This window comes from Microbacterium martis, from assembly GCF_047246685.1.
In the GTDB taxonomy this organism is placed as follows: Bacteria; Actinomycetota; Actinomycetes; order Actinomycetales; family Microbacteriaceae; genus Microbacterium.
The window spans coordinates 279605-296025 of sequence record NZ_JBFOKT010000001.1 but is presented as its reverse complement, the minus strand read 5'-3'; the positions used below and the strand labels follow the sequence as shown (position 1 = coordinate 296025).

18 protein-coding genes and 2 tRNA genes are annotated in these 16421 nt (G+C 69.2%); 7 read left to right on the top strand and 13 right to left on the bottom strand.

Annotated features, from left to right (window positions below; translation table 11 throughout):
- Nucleotides 1–97: 97 nt before the first annotated feature.
- The 5 genes from AB3M90_RS01455 to AB3M90_RS01435 are packed head-to-tail and all read right to left on the bottom strand — an operon-like array spanning nt 98 to nt 5060.
- A complete protein-coding gene (locus AB3M90_RS01455; protein ID WP_412949508.1) occupies nt 98–1066 on the bottom strand; it encodes a Gfo/Idh/MocA family protein in 969 nt (322 codons plus the stop codon).
- Complete coding sequence (locus AB3M90_RS01450) at nt 1063–2061, bottom strand: alpha-ketoacid dehydrogenase subunit beta (protein ID WP_412949507.1); 999 nt, start codon at nt 2059–2061, stop codon at nt 1063–1065. The genes AB3M90_RS01455 and AB3M90_RS01450 overlap by 4 nt, the downstream gene beginning before the upstream one ends.
- Nucleotides 2048–2986: a thiamine pyrophosphate-dependent dehydrogenase E1 component subunit alpha gene (locus AB3M90_RS01445; RefSeq protein WP_412949506.1), complete on the bottom strand. Its 939-nt coding sequence runs from the start codon at nt 2984–2986 to the stop codon at nt 2048–2050. Before AB3M90_RS01445 ends, AB3M90_RS01450 begins: the two co-directional genes overlap by 14 nt.
- The gene (locus tag AB3M90_RS01440) at nt 2983–4182 is read right to left on the bottom strand and encodes a M20 metallopeptidase family protein (RefSeq protein ID WP_412949505.1); all 1200 of its coding nucleotides are present in this window, start codon (nt 4180–4182) and stop codon (nt 2983–2985) included. Before AB3M90_RS01440 ends, AB3M90_RS01445 begins: the two co-directional genes overlap by 4 nt.
- A complete protein-coding gene (locus tag AB3M90_RS01435) occupies nt 4179–5060 on the bottom strand; it encodes a sugar phosphate isomerase/epimerase family protein (RefSeq protein ID WP_412949504.1) in 882 nt (293 codons plus the stop codon). The genes AB3M90_RS01440 and AB3M90_RS01435 overlap by 4 nt, the downstream gene beginning before the upstream one ends.
- Nucleotides 5061–5166: 106 nt before the next feature.
- Between AB3M90_RS01435 and AB3M90_RS01430 the strand changes: the two genes are divergently transcribed.
- Nucleotides 5167–5922 (top strand): SDR family NAD(P)-dependent oxidoreductase, encoded by a 756-nt coding sequence (locus AB3M90_RS01430; RefSeq protein ID WP_412949503.1) that lies wholly within the window; start codon nt 5167–5169, stop codon nt 5920–5922.
- Between the two features lie 17 nt (nt 5923–5939).
- Here the strand turns inward: AB3M90_RS01430 and AB3M90_RS01425 are convergent, their stop codons facing one another.
- Complete coding sequence (locus tag AB3M90_RS01425) at nt 5940–6272, bottom strand: L-rhamnose mutarotase (RefSeq protein ID WP_412949502.1); 333 nt, start codon at nt 6270–6272, stop codon at nt 5940–5942.
- An 86-nt stretch (nt 6273–6358) separates the two neighbouring features.
- On the opposite strand from AB3M90_RS01425, the gene AB3M90_RS01420 reads away from it, so the two are divergent.
- The 5 genes from AB3M90_RS01420 to AB3M90_RS01400 all read left to right on the top strand — a co-directional run bounded on the left by AB3M90_RS01420 (nt 6359) and on the right by AB3M90_RS01400 (nt 10953).
- The gene (locus AB3M90_RS01420) at nt 6359–7447 is read left to right on the top strand and encodes a hypothetical protein (protein ID WP_412949501.1); all 1089 of its coding nucleotides are present in this window, start codon (nt 6359–6361) and stop codon (nt 7445–7447) included.
- Nucleotides 7444–8214 (top strand): sugar phosphate isomerase/epimerase family protein, encoded by a 771-nt coding sequence (locus tag AB3M90_RS01415; RefSeq protein WP_412949500.1) that lies wholly within the window; start codon nt 7444–7446, stop codon nt 8212–8214. Before AB3M90_RS01420 ends, AB3M90_RS01415 begins: the two co-directional genes overlap by 4 nt.
- 45 nt (nt 8215–8259) lie before the next feature.
- The gene (locus tag AB3M90_RS01410; protein WP_412949499.1) at nt 8260–8886 is read left to right on the top strand and encodes a TetR family transcriptional regulator; all 627 of its coding nucleotides are present in this window, start codon (nt 8260–8262) and stop codon (nt 8884–8886) included.
- Nucleotides 8886–10556, top strand: a complete 1671-nt coding sequence (locus tag AB3M90_RS01405) for an MDR family MFS transporter (protein ID WP_412949498.1) — start codon at nt 8886–8888, stop codon at nt 10554–10556. The genes AB3M90_RS01410 and AB3M90_RS01405 overlap by 1 nt, the downstream gene beginning before the upstream one ends.
- A gap of 97 nt (nt 10557–10653) precedes the next feature.
- Nucleotides 10654–10953, top strand: a complete 300-nt coding sequence (locus AB3M90_RS01400; RefSeq protein WP_412949497.1) for a hypothetical protein — start codon at nt 10654–10656, stop codon at nt 10951–10953.
- A 38-nt stretch (nt 10954–10991) separates the two neighbouring features.
- Here AB3M90_RS01400 and AB3M90_RS01395 read toward each other — a convergent pair whose 3' ends face one another.
- Entirely contained in the window at nt 10992–11705 is a 714-nt protein-coding gene (locus tag AB3M90_RS01395; protein WP_412949496.1) for a TIGR00266 family protein, read from the bottom strand.
- A gap of 45 nt (nt 11706–11750) precedes the next feature.
- On the bottom strand, nt 11751–12794 hold the full coding sequence (locus tag AB3M90_RS01390) for a zinc-binding alcohol dehydrogenase family protein (RefSeq protein WP_412949495.1): 1044 nt from the start codon (nt 12792–12794) through the stop codon (nt 11751–11753).
- Nucleotides 12795–12865: 71 nt separating this feature from the next.
- Between AB3M90_RS01390 and AB3M90_RS01385 the strand changes: the two genes are divergently transcribed.
- On the top strand, nt 12866–13231 hold the full coding sequence (locus AB3M90_RS01385) for a winged helix-turn-helix transcriptional regulator (RefSeq protein WP_412949494.1): 366 nt from the start codon (nt 12866–12868) through the stop codon (nt 13229–13231).
- 204 nt (nt 13232–13435) lie between these two features.
- Here the strand turns inward: AB3M90_RS01385 and AB3M90_RS01380 are convergent, their stop codons facing one another.
- The 5 genes from AB3M90_RS01380 to AB3M90_RS01360 form a co-directional block, all read right to left on the bottom strand.
- Entirely contained in the window at nt 13436–14032 is a 597-nt protein-coding gene (locus tag AB3M90_RS01380) for a DUF998 domain-containing protein (RefSeq protein ID WP_412949493.1), read from the bottom strand.
- Between the two features lie 256 nt (nt 14033–14288).
- On the bottom strand, nt 14289–14708 hold the full coding sequence (locus tag AB3M90_RS01375; protein WP_412949492.1) for a DUF6228 family protein: 420 nt from the start codon (nt 14706–14708) through the stop codon (nt 14289–14291).
- A gap of 125 nt (nt 14709–14833) precedes the next feature.
- Nucleotides 14834–14907: transfer RNA gene (locus tag AB3M90_RS01370), tRNA-Met, on the bottom strand.
- A 34-nt stretch (nt 14908–14941) separates the two neighbouring features.
- Nucleotides 14942–15013 (bottom strand) — tRNA-Thr (locus AB3M90_RS01365).
- A gap of 68 nt (nt 15014–15081) precedes the next feature.
- A complete protein-coding gene (locus tag AB3M90_RS01360; RefSeq protein ID WP_412949491.1) occupies nt 15082–16335 on the bottom strand; it encodes a peptidoglycan DD-metalloendopeptidase family protein in 1254 nt (417 codons plus the stop codon).
- Between the last annotated feature and the right edge of the window lie 86 nt (nt 16336–16421).

Genomic DNA, 16421 nt, shown 5'->3' with positions numbered 1-16421 from the left:
CGCTCGTCCGCCGGGTGGCGTCGTGACGCGGCGGGGCCGGATCGGCTGGTGAAGGGAAGGATGTCAGAGTTGGTACTACGTAGTAAAAGATAGCAGGTCAGAGAATCGGGTGCAATGGTCGGCTCTCGACGAGACGCACCGGTCGACCTCCTTCCGTCAGAGAGCGACGGATCGCCGCGGCGATCTCCAGCCCGTGAACGGCGTCCGCGACGCTGATCACCGAAGAGGCCGCTCGCGCCAGAGCGCAGCGGACGAATTCCTCCCATTCGGCCTCGAGCGCGGAACGCAGCCCCGACCCGTCGCGCACCTCCACGCGGTCGATGGCTCGATCGCCGTAGGCCGTGAGGCGGTCCTCCCCCGCCCCCGGCTCCAGCGCCCAGCTGGCACGAACGTGGTGCAGCCGCCCCGAGTCGCTGCGCAGCTGTGCGACGACGGTCGGATCGGCGGAATCGTTCCGCGTACCGGAGGCCGTGACCTCCACGATGTCCTCACCGCCGAGCCACAGCACGAGGTCGAGGTCGTGCACCATGGTCATCGAGACAGGGTCCGCCGAGGGATAGGAACGACGGTGGTCCCTTCCACGGTGCCGTTCGGCCGAGATGCTGACGAGATCGCCGAGCTCACCCGCGGCGAGACGGCGCGCGAGCGCGACGTACGGGGCCGAGAAGCGCAGCACGTGCGCGGGCATCACGACGGCGGATGCCGAGAGCGCACGAAGACGTTCCAGCCCTGCTGCGTCGTCTGCCACCGGCTTCTCCACGAGCACCGCCGCACCCATTTCGGCCGCCGCCTCGGCCAGGACGACGTGCGACGGACTGGAGGATGCGATGCACACGGCTTCGGGTCGGAGCCGACGCACCATGTCCGCCGCATCGTCCGACCACGCCGTCACACCGGTCTCGGCGGCGACAGCGCGCGCCACAGCACGACGACTGTCCGCGACGCCGACCACGCGGAGGAGGGGGTGGGCGAGTGCGACCTCCAGGTGCCGGCGCCCGAACCGGCCGAGACCGATGACGACGACGTCGATCGTCTCCGATTCCCGCGCGGGAGCGGCGGCGTTCACGGGCGGACGGAAGTCAGGCGCCGCACGGCATCCGCGATCCGACCCGAGTCGGGAAGCACCGCGTCCTGCAGCGATGGAGCGGCCGGCATCGGCAGATCCGGAGTGCCGAGACGAACCACGGGCGCGTGCAGCGCGTCGAAGCATTCCGCGGCGGCGCGCGCGGCGATCTCCCCGCCGAAGCCGCCGGTGACGTTGGCCTCGTGCGCGATCAGGAGGCGCCCGGTGCGGCGCACCGACTGCGCGACCGTGTCGAAGTCCAGCGGCGAGAGCCATCGCAGGTCGATCACCTCCGCCGATACCCCCTCGTCTTCGAGGCGCTCGGCGGCCGCAACCGCCTCGTGCACCATGCGCGACCACGACACGATCGTGACGTCGCGACCCGGTCGTACGATCCGGGCCTTTCCCATCTCCTCGATCGGAGCTCCGAGGCGGACCGCCCCTTTCATCGGGTAGAGCATGCGTGCCTCCAGGACGACGACCGGATCGTCGGCGACGACCGCCGAGCGGATCATGCCGTAGGCGTCGTCGGCCGTCGACGGCACGGCGATCCGGATCCCCGGGGTATGGGCGAGATACGCCTCGATGGAGTGCGAGTGCTGAGCACACGCCCCCGGTGACGACCCCTGCTGCATCCGGATCACGAGCGGAGCAGTCCAACGCCCTTCGCTGGTGTAGCGCGTGTTCGCGATCTGGTTGACCAGCTGATCCATCGCGACGAAGAGGAAGTCGGCATACATGATCTCCACGATCGGTCGCAGTCCGGTCATGGCGGCGCCGAGGGCCATACCGAGGAAGCCGGTCTCCGAGATCGGCGTGTCGAAGATCCGGTTCGAGCCGAAGTCGGCGTGCAGCTTCTTCGTCGCGCCGAACGGACCCCCCGGGATCGCCACGTCCTCGCCGAAGATGACGGTGTCGTCGCGCTCCTCGAGCGCCCATCGCAGAGCATGATTGACCGCTTGCACGGTGCTGAGCTCTCGCGTGTCAGGCGTGGACATGGCGGGTGACCTCCTCGGGGTCGGGCAGGGCGATGGAGCGTGCGTGGGCGATGTGGCCGGCGATCTCGTCGTCGACCTCGCGATAGAGCGCATCGAGACGGTCTCCGTCGCCCGCGGCATCCCGCTCGCGACGGATTCTCGCCAGCGGCTCGTCGACGAGGGCACGGGCCAGCTCCTCACGGTCGCGATAGTGCTGCACGTCGCCCGAGTAATGCCCTTGCAGCCGGACCGTGCGCGCTTCGATCAATGTCGGGCCGGCACCGGACCGGGCGCGCTCGACGGCCGCACCCGCGGCGTCGGCGACCGCATCCGCATCATTGCCGTCGATCGTCACGGCGGGGATCCCGTAGCCGTCGCCGCGCACGGCGAGACGGGACACACGCACCATGTCGTCGATCGGCGTCATCTCCGAGTAGACGTTGTTCTCGACCACGACGACGAGCGGCAGGTCGAGCACCGCAGCGAGATTCAGCGTTTCGTGCACCGCACCCTGGTTCGTCGCGCCGTCACCGATCGATACGACCGCGACGGCGCCGGTCGCGAGCCGTGCCGCCGAGAGCGCCGCGCCCGCCGCGATGGGGACGCCCGCTCCGACGATCGAGTTCTCACCGAGGAAGGCGCGCGAACGGTCGCTGAAGTACGGGGAACCTGCTCTGCCGCCCGACAGCGCCGAGCCTCGCCCCATGAGCTCGGCGAAGATCTGCGCAGGGTCGACTCCGCGCGCGAGCGCCCAGCCGTGCCCGCGGTAGGTCGCCGCGACCGGATCGTCGGCGCGCAGCACGCGGGCCACTCCGACCGGGATGGCCTCCTGGCCGTTGCACAGGTGTATCGATCCGGGGATCTCACCCGCCGTCTTGAGCGCAGCGAGCGCCTCCTCGAATCGTCTGATGAACACCATCAGACGTATCTCGTCCCACGTGGTCATTTCCCATCTCCCTTCGGAGTCTCCGGATCGGTGCGCTCGGCGAGCACCGAGGTCGCGAGTGCGGCCAGCGCCTCCACGGCCACCCCGACGCACTCTTCGTCGACGGTGAAGTCCGCGGCATGCAGCGGCGCGGCCGGAACACCGCGAGTGGCCACGCCGAGCTTGAAGTAGAGCGAGGGGCCGAGGGCGGTGAGCAGCGCGAAGTCATCCGTGGTCATCGGCGCATCCTCCATCCGGACAACCTCCGCGACACTCGGCAGCACTCGTCGCCCGAGAGCGACCATGCGCGGATCGTTCTCGACCGCCGGCATCGCGTTGGCCCAGTGCACGTCGACACCGATGTCGAACTGGCGCGCGACGCCGTCGCATACGTCGGCGACGACCTCGCGCATCCGGCGGCGCACGGCGGCATCGGTCGTGCGGATCGTTCCCGTGGCCGAGGCGGAGGCGGCCAGCGCGCTCTGACTCGACCCGCCGACGATGGTCCCGACGTTGATCGCAACGATATCGCCGGCGTCGCGTCGCCGGCCGACCGCGAGGTGCACACCGGTGACGATGGCAGCGATGGCGACCACCGCGTCGCGCCCCTCGGCCGGACTCGCCGCATGAGCCGACCGTCCTCTGACCACGACCTGGAACGCGTCCTTGGCCGCCATCGCGATCCGATCGTCGATCCCGATGACTCCGGCCTCGAGCGACGGCCAGCAGTGCAGACCGACGACAGCGTCGTAGGACGGCGCGAGGACACCCGCTTCGAGCACCGCCTCGGCGCCGGACCGCTTGCCGTAGGGGACCTCTTCAGCGGGCTGGAAAAGCGCCGAGACGGTGCCCCGCTCGGGAGGGTTCTGCGCGAACCTGATGAGAGCTCCGGCGACAGCTGCCATGTGGACGTCGTGACCGCAGGCGTGCGAGACTCCCTGCGTCGCCGACCGGATCTCGTGCTCGGCGGCCTCGTCGACCGGATATGCGTCCAGATCGGCACGCAGCAGCACGTGCGGCCCCGGCCGCTCGCCCTCGACCGTCGCCAGGATGCCGGTGGTCGCGACGCCGGTGATCGGTTCGAGGCCCGCGTCCCTCAGCACGGCCGCGAGCGCATCGGCGGTGCGGAACTCCTCGAATCTCAGTTCTGCCGTGCGGTGCAGCGTTCGCCGCAGCGACCTGATGCCGATCAGGAACGATGCATCGTCGGCGCTCACGTCAGCACCGCCCCCGTGGCGTGCGCCTGCTCCACGACGAACGCGATCGCCTCGTCACGGCGGTCCGCCGGCAGGTGCTCGACGATCAGCGCGGTCGGCCCCGGAAGGCGTGCAGCCTGAGCGAAGAATGCGGTGAAATCGAGCAGTCCCTCCCCCGGCGCTGCCTCGTCGATGCGGCACACGAGTTCGTCGGCGACCACGACGTCCTTGACGTGACAGGAAGGCCCGTAGCGCGGCCCGACCACGTCCAGCATCCGCTCCATGGCGAGGGCGTTGCCATACACCTCGCCCACCGAGCCGAGCAGGTTGACGGGATCGAAGTTGGCGACGATCGCGGGCGAATCGACAGCGTCGAGCACGGCCCGGATGGTCACGGGATCTCCCATCGTGGTGAGTTGATGGCATTCGATGGAGTACATGACGCCCGCGTCCTCGGCCATCGGGGCGATGAGGCGCAGCTCGTCGATCAGCCGGTCCACCGTCTCGGGGTGATGGTTGCGCGGGTCCGGTGCATAGAACGATCGACCCGGAGCCTCGGCCGTCGTCCCGCAACCGGAGGCGATCATCCCGACCGCCAGTTCGCGTCCGAGCTCGAGCGCGTCCCTGACTTGATGCCGGGTCACGGCACGACGCCGCGCGTCGGGATGCACGAGGTTCGCGTTGAGTCCCGCATACTGCGCGATCGCGATCCCGGCATCCGCCAGGCGCCCGCGCAGCGACGACGCCCTCCGCGCGACCTCGTTCGGCGGGGCGAAGAACCCGGTGGCGATGCAGCGGATGCCGAGTGCGCTCCACTCCCGCAGGAGTTCCTCGTCGATCGCACGGTCGTCTCTCGGTATTCCGGCGTTCGCCAGGCCGAGCATCATCGTCTGCGTCACGAAGGGGCCTCCGGGTCGGTGCGTCCCCAGGGTGGAACGCGAACGAGGTAAATGGAACTACGTAGTACTATGCATGTCAAGTCCCACGTGCAGGAGGAGTTCGACGATGACATCACCAGCCCCCACGACGCTCGGCCTGACCGGCCGCAGCATCGTCGTCACCGGCGCGGCGAGCGGTATCGGAGCGGCGACCGCCGCATTCCTCGCCGCCGCGGGAGCAAGACTCACCCTCGTCGACCTCGATCCCGAACGGTTGCAGGGCGTGGCTTCGGGGTTCGAGAGCTCGTCCGCGCCCCTGGTCGTCGGCGCCGACATCGGCGACGAGGGCTCGGTCGCGCGGGTGTTCGCGTCTGCCGTTGAGACCTGGGGCGCGGTGGACGGTGTCGTACATGCCGCGGGGATCATGCGCGATCAGCGTCTCGACATCCGTGAGCTGCCCCTCGCGTCGTGGTCGGCGCTGCTGAAGGTCAACCTCACGGGCTCGTTCCTCGTCGGCCGCGAAGCCGCCCGCACGCTGGGCGAGGGCGGCGTCCTGGTGCTCGTCGGATCAGGGGGCGGATTCACCGGCCCCAGTGGATCCATCTCCTACGGTGCGAGCAAGGGAGGCGTGCAGGGCCTCGCGCTCACCTTGGCCGAGCAGCTGCGACCCCGCGGCATCCGGGTGCACAATTTCTGCCCGGGCATCGTCGACACGCCACTCGTGGCCGCGTCTCTCGCCGCCGGCGTCCGCAATGGCGGATCCGCTGAGGACGCGGCGCGCATGCGCCTCTCGGCGACCGACCCGACCGACGTCGGCGCGGCGATCGCCCTGCTGCTATCACCCCACGCCGGCGCTCTCACCGGCGCAGTGTTCAGCCGATGAGCGACCGCCGGCGCGAGTCAGCCGTCGCCGATGCGGAAGACCCGGGGAGCCCACAACGGCTCGCCGGCCGCGTCGGCGACCTCTTCGAAGAGGTGCGCGAGGCTCGCACCCCAGATCGCCTGCAGAGGGGACCGCTGGCACGCCGCCTCCGCCTCACGAAAGCCTGCGCGCGTCCGGAAGGTCGTGATCACGAGCTCGCCGCGCCGGAAGATCGAGTAGTCGTAGAAGCCCGCGTCGCTCATCATCTCGACGATTCCTGGGAGGATGTCGCGGTGCCGCCGATCGTACTCCGCCCCGGCGCCGGGCCGCAGCCGGTACACCAGGCAGAGCTGCTCGTCCGCTGCCGCCATGCCGATCCCCTCCCTCTGAGACGTCCGCGGCCCTTTGTACCACGACGAGTCGTGTTCCTCCGGGCACGAGGAACCGGAGCGACGTCTTGATCTCCGACGCACCCGACTACGCCGCTCTCGGAGTCCGGCGAGTCATCAACGCGTCCGCGATGCAGACCAGCCTGGGCGGCTCGCTGATGCCGGCCCCCGTCCTCGCCGCGATGACCGAGGCCGCACGATCCTTCATCGATCTTGACGAATTGCACGACAGGGTGGGCGAGAGCATCGCATCGCTGACCCGCAACGAGGCGGCCTGCGTCGTGAACGGAGCAGCCGCCGGAGTCATGATCGCAACAGCCGCCTGTCTCTCCGGCGGCCGCGGGGACCGCACCTCCGCGCCCCGCGACGTCGTGGTGATCGACGATCAGCGCAACGGCTACCTCCTCGGCGTCGAGGCCGCCGGAGCGCAGATCGTCGGTGTGCGCAGCGAGACCGACCTGCGTGCGACGATCGGCGACCGCACGGCCTGCCTGCTGCTGTTCGCCGGCGAGCCATGGGAGTCGGTCGCGCCGTCGCTGCCCGGACTGATCCGGGCAGCTCGGGACGCCGGCGTGCCGGTCGTGGTCGACGCCGCCGATCAGATACCGCCCTTCGCGTCGACCTGGCGATACACGCGAGAGCTGGGCGCGACGGCTGTCGTGTTCAGCGGCGGGAAGGGGCTGCGCGGTCCCCAGTCCACCGGTCTCGTGCTGGGCGACAGCGCGCTCGTCGCGGAGTGTCGCAGGCTCTCGCCCCCGCGGTTCGGCATCGGGCGCACCAGCAAGGTGGGCAAGGAGGAGATGCTGGGCATCTTGGCGGCCGTGGCTTTGGCGGCCGATCGCGACGAAGACGCCGAGCGGCAGCGTCTGGAGGAGAGAGCACGACGGATCGCCGAGGGGCTCCGGGGAATCGCCGACGTCGTCGTGATCGAGAGCGACCGCTCGCACAGCGGACAGCCGGTGCCTCGCGTCATCGTGACGACGTCATCGCGACGGATGCGTGACCTCGCGGTGGCCGCCCTCTGGGAGCAGGATCCCCGGATCGCCGTCCTCGACGAGGGAGATCGCCGGATCTCCGTGAGTCCGCAGCAGATCGACGACGGCGACCTCGACCACGTCATCCGGCAGCTGCGCAGCTCTCTGGAGGACGCGCGATGACCGCGACGATCCGCGCTGGTCTGTGCTCGGTGTCGCTCCGCATGCTCGACGCGGAGCATGTCGCCGAGCTCGCGGCACGCGCTGGTCTCCACACCATCGAATGGGGCGGCGACGTGCACGTGCCGCCCGGCGATCTCGAGCGCGCGGCGAAGGTGGCTCGGCTCACAGCGGCGACGGGTCTGCGCTCGTGCTCCTACGGGTCCTACTTCCGGGCGGGAGGGGATGAGCCGTTCACGCCGGCCCTCGACACGGCGTCCGTCCTGGGGGTCGACCGCGTGCGGGTCTGGGCGGGGTGGGTGAGCTCGGCCGCGGCGACGGGGCCCGAGTGGACGACGGTCGTGTCGCGACTGCGCGACGCGGTCGACGAAGCGGGCGAGCGCGGCATCCGACTCGCCCTGGAGTTTCACGCGAACACTCTTTCCGACACCGCGGAGGCGACTCTTCGGCTGCTGAGCCACGTCGACCGCGCCGCGCTCTCGAGCTACTGGCAGCCGCCCGTCGGCGCGTCGGGCCGACGGGCGATCGAGGGGTACCGGGCACTCGCAGGCCGCGTCAGTGCGCTGCACGTGTTCTCCTGGTGGCCCGCGCAGGAACGGCTGGCGCTCGACGCCAGGAGCGGCCTGTGGCAGCCGCTGCTCGCGGAAGCCGCATCGTCGGCACGGCCGCCGGAGGACGCGCTCCTCGAGTTCCTGCCCGGCGATGACCCTTCGCTGCTCGCCCGCGAGGCGGCGACGCTGCGCCGCTATCTGGGGCGACCGCGCACCTGAGCACTCACAGTGCACTCCAAGCTTCAGAGTGCAACATTGCACTTCATGGGGCAAGGTGCACTTTCCGTCCGCGAGAAGCGCAAGCGTGAGACATCCCGCGCGCTCATACGAGCCGCCCGCCGTCTCACCGCCGAACGGGGTTTCACCGGTTTCACCGTCGAAGAGCTGTGCGTCGAGGTGGGCCTCTCCCGGCGCACCTTCTTCAACTACTTCGAGAGCAAGGAGAACGCGGTCTTCGGCTTCGCCGTGATCGATTCGCGGCAGGAAGAACTCGAGGCGGCGTTCCTCGCCGACGACGGCGAGGTGCTCGACGACTTCATCCGACTCACCGTCGAACGGTTCGGGCTGTTCGATCCGCTCGAAGACGCGGCCGAGCTCTTCGCCCTCGTCGAGCAGGAGCCGCGACTGCTGAAGGCGGCCTTCGAACAGCTGGCGAAGAACGAGCGCCGCGACATCGATCTGATCGTGCGCCGCACGACCGGCGTCGCCGACGCCGAGCTCCGCGCCGAGGTCACCGTGCATGCGGTCGGCGCCCTCGTGCGCCTCGCGATGGAGCAGCTCCTGCACCACCACTCCCCCGCGAGCTTCGAGGACCTGCTCGTGCGTCGCCTCGACCTCGCCCGCACCGTCTTCTCCCCCTCGCCGAGATCCCTGTCACAGAAAGCCGACTGATGTCCGTCACCACCACGAAGGATGCGCCCTTCCTGCTCACGAAGCGCCGCATCTGGATCATCTTCAGCGCCCTCATCGCCGGCATGCTGCTGTCGAGCCTCGACCAGACGATCGTCTCCACCGCGATGCCCACCATCGTCGGGCAGCTCGGCGGCGTCGACCACCAGGTGTGGATCACCACCGCCTACCTCCTGGCCACCACCATCGTGATGCCGATCTACGGCAAGTTCGGCGACGTCCTCGGACGGCGGAACCTGTTCCTCGTCGCGATCGCCCTCTTCACCCTCGCATCCGTCGGCTGCGCGTTCGCCACGGACTTCTGGATGTTCGTCACCTTCCGCGCCCTGCAGGGGCTCGGCGGCGGGGGACTGATGATCCTCTCGCAGGCGATCATCGCCGACATCGTGCCCGCCAACGAGCGCGGCAAGTACATGGGCCCGCTCGGCGCCGTCTTCGGCCTGTCCGCCGTCGCCGGCCCCCTGCTGGGCGGCTTCTTCGTCGATCACATGACGTGGCAGTGGGCGTTCTACATCAACATCCCGGTCGGGATCGCAGCCTTCATCATCGCGCTCGTCGCGCTGAAGCTGCCGAGCAAGAAGGCCGAGAAGCCGATCGACGTCTTCGGCGTGATCTTCCTCTCCATCGCCACGACATGCCTCATCTTCTTCACCGACTTCGGGGGCGACGCGGAGTTCGGCTGGGACTCCCTGGCCACCTGGGCCTGGGGTGCGGGACTGATCGTCGCCGCGACCGCCTTCGTCATCACCGAATCGCGGGCTCAGGACCCGATCATCCCGCTGAGCCTGTTCCGCAACCCGATCTTCGTCAACGCCACGGCGATCGGCCTCGTGCTCGGCATCGGCATGTTCGCGGCGATCGGCTTCGTGCCGACGTTCCTGCAGATGTCGTCCGGCACCTCTGCCGCGGCATCCGGTCTGCTGATGATCCCGATGATGGTGGGCCTCATCGGAACCTCGATCTTCTCGGGCATCGCCATCTCGAAGACCGGGCGGTACAAGATCTACCCGGTGCTGGGAACGATCATCACCGGGCTCGCGATGGTGGCCATGACGACGCTCGCGGCCTCGACGCCCATCTGGCTCATCTGCGTCTTCCTGTTCTTCTTCGGCGCGGGGCTCGGCCTCATCATGCAGGTCGTCGTCCTCGTCGTCCAGAATGCGGTCCCCGCGGGAGAGATCGGCACGGCGACGAGCACGAACAACTACTTCCGCGAGGTCGGGGCGTCGCTCGGCACCGCGGTGTTCGGCACGCTCTTCACGACCCGCCTGACCGAGAACCTCACCGGCGTCTTCGCCGGCGCCGGCGCCTCTCCGGATGCCGCGTCGGATGCCGCGTCGACGATCGACCCGGCCACCCTGAGCACGCTTCCCGACGAGGTGCGCGAGGGGATCGTCACCGCTTACGCCGACGCCCTGGCACCGGTGTTCTGGTACCTCGTGCCGTTCATCGTGCTCGCCCTGGTGCTCTCGCTCTTCCTCAAGCAGATCCCGCTCTCCGATCAGGCCGGGCTCGTCGCGCGCGGCGAGGCGATCGGCGGCGAGGAGGCGGAGCGCCGTGAGGCCGAGCTGCGCGCAGCGGGCCGTTCGGCCGGTCGCGTCGATTCGGAACCCGTCGGCGATCCCGGCATGACGCCCGCGTCGAAGGACTGAGGCAGCCGGCGGTCGGGACCCCGGGCGCGCAGCGCTGTCAAGGGGGTCCTGCCCCCGGCGCATCGGAGGCATCCTTCAGATGGGGACAGTCAGGAGAATGATGGAGCCCGAGGCAGCCCAGCGGTTCGTGCTGACGCAGGTCAGCCCGGACGCGTGGGCGATCCACGACATGCACTACCCGGAGGGCGACCACCGCCGACTCGTCTGCCGCATCTACGAGCACACGCCGATCGAGGTCGAGGTGCTGTGGATGCGCGACGTCCCGCTCGCACCGCGGTACACCTCTGTGCACGAGGTGCTCGAGTCGGTGACGCACTTCCAGGGGGCGAAGCGGGCGACGCGTCCGATTCCGATCCCGCATCGGCCTCCCGCGACCATCCGCCGCGACCGGCGCTGACGCTCGCCGCTCTGACCGGAACCCCGCCGGGAAGGCGATCAGGAGTTGCTCGACCCCGACGAACGGTCGGGCAGGTACGGTTCGATCGCGGCGGCGAGCTTGGCCGGGGTCATCGACTGCAGCCAGATGCGGCCGGGACCGTGGATCTCGGCGAGGAAGAGCGAATCCCCGAAGAACTTGTTCTTGATGCCCTTGATCGACGTGAACTGCAGGTCCATCCGCGCATCGAACATCGCGAGATGGCCGGGATGGATCAGCAGCGACTGGCCTGCGGCGAGCGTGTACTCGGTGATCTCGCCGGCGAGCTGCACCCACGCGGTGCCCGATCCGGTCAGCTTCTGGAACACCACCCCCGCGCCACCGAAGATGCCGGCGCCGAGCTTCTTCTGAAGCCCGACCGAGACCTCGACGTCGGCGGTGCTCGCCGTATACGAGCCGGCCTGCACCATGAACCGGTCGGCGGCGTCGATGTCGATCTGTCGGATGGTGCCCGGCAGCTGGGCGGCGAACGCGACGAGACCGCCCTGGGCGGGTGCGGTGTACTCCGTGAGGAACAGCTGCGCGCCGCCCAGCACGCGCTTGAGGCCGCTCATGAAGCCGCCCTGCCCTCCGGTCCCGTGCACCGTGGAGGTGTCGAGGGCGAAGCCGGGCGACATCCATGCCACGTCTCCGCCCTCCGCGACGATCCGCTCGCCCGCCTCGAGGGTGAGCTCGAGCACGGGCATGGTCGTTCCTGAGATCGATGCCTTCATGCGTCCGAACTTAGACGCCGGGTCGGTCTGCCGCCAGACCCGCGATCACGACCCGGCGGACGTCTTCTCCGGCCACCCCGTCACGACGACCTTGCCGATCGTCCGCGACGCCTCGACGATCTCGTGCGCGCGACGAAGGGTGGCGGCATCCAGCGGCGTGAGGTGCGTGGTCATCGTCGTGCGGATCACGTTCTCGTCGACCAGTGCCGACAAGCGCTCCAGCAGGTCGTGCTGATAGTGATCGGCGGGATCGGTGACCGGGCGCGTGAACATGAGCTCCCAGTGCCACGTCACGCTCTTGCCCTTCAGGGCGTCGATGCTTCCTCCGGTCTCATCGATCGAGACGACCTCGCCGCGGGGCCGGATGACGTCGGCGATCGCGCCGACGTTCCCGGGCGTGAACGAGGTGAAGACGTAGTCGACGCCGCCCGGCGCGAGGGCCGACACCTCGCTGGCGAAGTCCCGTCCGACCACGTGATCGGCCCCCATCCGCCTGACCCATTCCGCCGACTCCTCGCGCGAGGCGACGGCGATGACGGTCAGCTTCGTGAGGGCCTTGGCGAGCTGGATGAGCAGCGAGCCCACACCGCCTGCCGCGCCGATGACGAGCAGCGTGCCCTCGCTGTCGGCGTCGAGGCGGAGCTTGTCGAACAGCGCCTCCCACGCCGTGATGGCCGTCAACGGCAGCGCGGCGGCATCGGCGTCGGACAGCGAACGGGGGGCGTGACCGACGATGTTCTCGTTCACGAGGTGGTAGCGCGCGTTGGTGCCGGGTCGATCGATCTGTCCGGCGTAGAACACGCGGTCGCCCACCGCGAAGCGGGTCGTCTTCTCGCCGCGCGCCACCACGGTGCCGACGGCGTCGTAGCCGAGGATCCGCGGATCGCCCGAGGTGGGCGATCCCGCCCGCACCTTGACGTCGACGGGGTTGATCGAGACGCCGTGCACCTCGACCAGCAGATCGCGGCCCGTGGGCGAAGGCACCGGAAGCGATAGGTCGGAGAGCGACGAGGGGTCGGAGACGGGTCGGCGGCCGCGTGCGCCGATCGCGGGCATGAGGTCAGGAAGCGAGGTGATGTCATGTGCCATGTCGGTCACGCTATCCGAACCTCCGCAGTTACCCGCAAGCGCCCCAAGTATCCGATGGGTACTATAGACGGATGCCGACCGCGATCACCTGCAGCACCGACGCGCCCCACGACGTCTACGACGCCCAGTGCCCGTGCCGGGGAGTCCTCGACCTCTTGGCCGACAAATGGAGCGCACTCGTCATCGGCGCGCTCAGCGAAGGACCCCAGCGCTTCGGGATGCTGAAGGCCCGTCTGCAGGGGATCAGCCCGAAGGTGCTCACCGCCACGCTGCGACGGCTGGAGGCGCGCGACCTGCTGGAGCGGACCGTCTACGCCGAGGTTCCGGTGCGCGTGGAGTACTCGCTCACCGAGCTCGGCGTCGACGCCGAAAAGCCCCTGCGCGCGCTGCGCGGATGGGTCGAGGCGAACATCGAGCGTTTTCCGCCAGCCGACTGACGCCGGTCGTCAGCGCGCGAGAGCGTCATCGCGGTGACGACCATCCACGCCAGCGTGCCGACGTCCATCGGCACCCAGCTGATCACAGCAGATGCAGGTCGAGATCACGGATGCAGGTCGATTCGGCGGGTTTCGACCTGCAGATGTGATTCCGACCGACGGATTGACCGACCAAGACCGGATGCCACAACCGGATGCCGGTCGTCAGCGCGCGAGGAGCGTCACCGCGGTGACGACCATCCACGCCAGCATGCCGACGTAGATCAGTCGTTCGAAGAGGCCGAACAGCCGCCCCAGCGGCGACAGCAGCGGAGCGGCGAGGGTGAGCGCGCTCGCGGCGGTCATGAACCAGCCGAGAGCCGTGCACGCGACTGCGGCTCCTTCGAGACCGCCCGTGGCTCCGAACGCGATACCGGTCATGAAGCCGCCGACCGACGCGGCGGCGAAGGCACCGAACGCCAGGAGATTGTGCGCACGGCCGGTGCCTGAGCGAGGGGCGCCGTCGCCGTCCATCGGCACCCAGCTGATCAGGGCACGCGCGGCGGCCAGCACGAGAAGCGCGACGACCGCGGGCACGGCCGATTCGACGTCAGCGACGACCAGACCGAGCGCGAGAGCAGCTGCGCCGAGAGCCGTCCCCAGCGTCTGCGCGCGATAGAGCCCGCGATACCGCGAGATGCCATAGGCGCTGACAGGGTCGCTGAGCGGTGAGAGCCCGGTGGGGAGGGCGTGGAGCCGGAGCAGGCTCCCGAGCGTCATCAGTACGCCGAGCAATGCGATCGCCATCAGCAGAATGAGCATGTCGTCTCCCCCGTCATCCTCGCCAGAATATCGGTGAGCGGTTCCGCGAGCCGACGACGCCGCATCGACGCTCCGGCAACGTGCCGTTCGGGCCACGAGCGGCTAGCGGGATGCTGTTCGTTTTGTTCAGGCGCAAACTTTCGCCAGGGGATAATCCGAGCGAGAAGTGGGCACACCAGCGCAACCCACATCTCAGAATCCGCCCGCAGATCCAGACATGTATGCAGGTGCGCAGGCCATGTCAGGCGCCTGAACCTCAAGCTCCCGATCCGCGCGCGAACACTGCGACGTCCCGGGAAATCTGAGACAGCTGCTCACCCAGGTCGATGGTGAGGTCGCCCTCGACAACCCAGCCGTCATTTGCTCGGTCGAATCTCTCCCGGCGAACGGTCACGTGCAATTTGAGGCGCCCGTCGGTGTGCTCGGCGTCGAGGACGAGGTCGCCCTCCATCGACTGCCACGTCTTCGAGCCGCTCCAACCCCGCCAGTGCGCTTCGAGGTCAGCGAAGAATGCGGCGAGATCGCCGAACCCGTCCGACCAGTGCTGCTCGATCGTGGTCGCGGCAGTCATCCCCTCGAGGGCGAGTCGAACGGTCGCCCGAGTCGGCGTTCCGCTGTCGGGTGCGCCCATGATCTCAAGGAACTCGCTGTTGGTTCCCACTCGGGCAACTGTCATCGGACAATCATGGCGGATTCGTGCGGTCTGCATGTCGGCTGCCGCCGTTCTCTTGAGGGAGTGAGAGCGCGGCAAACACGGGCCGCAGACGACAAAACCCCCGGAATACCGGGGGTCTCATTCTGTAGCAGGAGCGGGGCTTGAACCCGCGACCTCACGATTATGAGTCGTGCGCTCTCACCAACTGAGCTACCCTGCCGCACGGCATCCGCACTGCAGATGCGAATACTGCGAGCCCCGAGTCAGGATTGAACTGACGACCCCTTCCTTACCATGGAAGTGCTCTGCCACTGAGCTATCGGGGCGTGCTGCCCCTCTCGGGGCAACCACACGAGAATACCATCACTGTGGCGTCCTCATGAAATCACGGTGGTCAGTACGAGTACCGACCGGCGTTCGCGCGGAGCCAGGGCAGCGGGTCGATCGTCGAACCGTTGACGATGAGCTCGAAATGCATGTGCGCTCCGTAGGAACGGCCCGTGTTGCCGGTCTTGCCGACGATGTCGCCGACCTTCACCGTCTGCCCCTGCGTCACCTGCAGCGAGCCGTACTGCATGTGCGAGTAGTGGCTCGTGATGACGCTGCCGTCGATGACGTGGTCGATGTAGACGGTGACGCCGTAGGCCCCGCCCTGCTCGGTCGCGATGCGCACCGTGCCGTCGGCGATGGCCTGAACGGGCGCCCCGTTGCCGGGCACGAAGTCGATACCCTCGTGCAGACGGCCGCTGCGCATGCCGTAGCCGTAGCTCATGCCGACGCCCACAACGAAGGGCCACTGGATGGCCGCGTCGGGGTCGTTGGCGAAGACCTCGCCGGAATAGTTGATGCCCTGCTCGGCCGCGACCTCGACGAGCGACATGGTGCTGAAGTCGTCGGCGCGGGCCAGTGAGCCGTTCTGCACTCCCGAGGGCGCGACGAAGGCCTGGATCTCGTCGTCGGCGGCTCGCGTGCCGCCGTCGGCGGATGCCGCGACCAGCGACGTGGAGGCGACAGCGTGTCCGCCCACCGCGGCGACGGCCTCGGCGGGGAGCGTCATCGAGACGGCGAGGAGCCCGGCGATCCCCATCACCCCGACGGTCGCGCCGGCGGTGACGATCTTGCGGATGCGACGGGGTCGCGGCGCCGCGACGTGCGACGCGGCCGCGTCGGTCGAGGACGCGTCGTCGGCAGGGCCCGCGAAGGCGGTGCGGGCCTCGTCGGCCTGCGACGTCGCGGATGACGACGGGAGCGGTCCGGCGGTGCGGAAGGCGCGGGAGGCTCGCTCGAAGGCGTCGGCGTCGTCTGCGACCGGCTCGGATTCCGCGGCGGGCATCTCGTCGGATGCCGGAACGGACGGGGCATCGACAGCCTCGGCGGCGGTGTCGGCGGGGGTCGCGGTGTCCGCGGGGGCGGCGGTGCCCGCGGCGGCGGGCGCGTACGCGGGGGCGGCGGGAGCGTCTGCCGGGACGAGGGGCGCGTCCACGATGGGGGCATCGACGTGCGCGCGCTCACGGGCGGCACGGCGGGAGAGGGGTGCGACGGCGGCGAGGGCGAGAACGGACTCCACTGCCAGGGCGGTCTCCGTCGTTCCCGCCGCGGGGGCCTCGGAAGGCGCAGTGCGGAGTCGGCTGGTCCGGCGCGTGGGCACAGGGGCAGCCTGGGGATTCTCGAAGGGCAAAAACGTATCTCTCGGTCGTGCGTCGAGCGGGGGGCGCTGTCTCAGGCTCTCACCTT

What these genes read in the sequence shown, in the direction of transcription:
- AB3M90_RS01375 (WP_412949492.1), bottom strand. Translation starts at nt 14,708, where the DNA reads ATGACAGTTGCCCGAGTGGGAACCAACAGCGAGTTCCTTGAGATCATG.
- AB3M90_RS01390 (WP_412949495.1), bottom strand. Translation starts at nt 12,794, where the DNA reads ATGGCACATGACATCACCTCGCTTCCTGACCTCATGCCCGCGATCGGC.
- AB3M90_RS01410 (WP_412949499.1), top strand. Translation starts at nt 8,260, where the DNA reads ATGGGGCAAGGTGCACTTTCCGTCCGCGAGAAGCGCAAGCGTGAGACA.
- AB3M90_RS01380 (WP_412949493.1), bottom strand. Translation starts at nt 14,032, where the DNA reads ATGCTCATTCTGCTGATGGCGATCGCATTGCTCGGCGTACTGATGACG.
- AB3M90_RS01445 (WP_412949506.1), bottom strand. Translation starts at nt 2,986, where the DNA reads ATGACCACGTGGGACGAGATACGTCTGATGGTGTTCATCAGACGATTC.
- AB3M90_RS01400 (WP_412949497.1), top strand. Translation starts at nt 10,654, where the DNA reads ATGATGGAGCCCGAGGCAGCCCAGCGGTTCGTGCTGACGCAGGTCAGC.
- AB3M90_RS01415 (WP_412949500.1), top strand. Translation starts at nt 7,444, where the DNA reads ATGACCGCGACGATCCGCGCTGGTCTGTGCTCGGTGTCGCTCCGCATG.
- AB3M90_RS01425 (WP_412949502.1), bottom strand. Translation starts at nt 6,272, where the DNA reads ATGGCGGCAGCGGACGAGCAGCTCTGCCTGGTGTACCGGCTGCGGCCC.
- AB3M90_RS01385 (WP_412949494.1), top strand. Translation starts at nt 12,866, where the DNA reads ATGCCGACCGCGATCACCTGCAGCACCGACGCGCCCCACGACGTCTAC.
- AB3M90_RS01395 (WP_412949496.1), bottom strand. Translation starts at nt 11,705, where the DNA reads ATGAAGGCATCGATCTCAGGAACGACCATGCCCGTGCTCGAGCTCACC.
- AB3M90_RS01405 (WP_412949498.1), top strand. Translation starts at nt 8,886, where the DNA reads ATGTCCGTCACCACCACGAAGGATGCGCCCTTCCTGCTCACGAAGCGC.
- AB3M90_RS01450 (WP_412949507.1), bottom strand. Translation starts at nt 2,061, where the DNA reads ATGTCCACGCCTGACACGCGAGAGCTCAGCACCGTGCAAGCGGTCAAT.
- AB3M90_RS01430 (WP_412949503.1), top strand. Translation starts at nt 5,167, where the DNA reads ATGACATCACCAGCCCCCACGACGCTCGGCCTGACCGGCCGCAGCATC.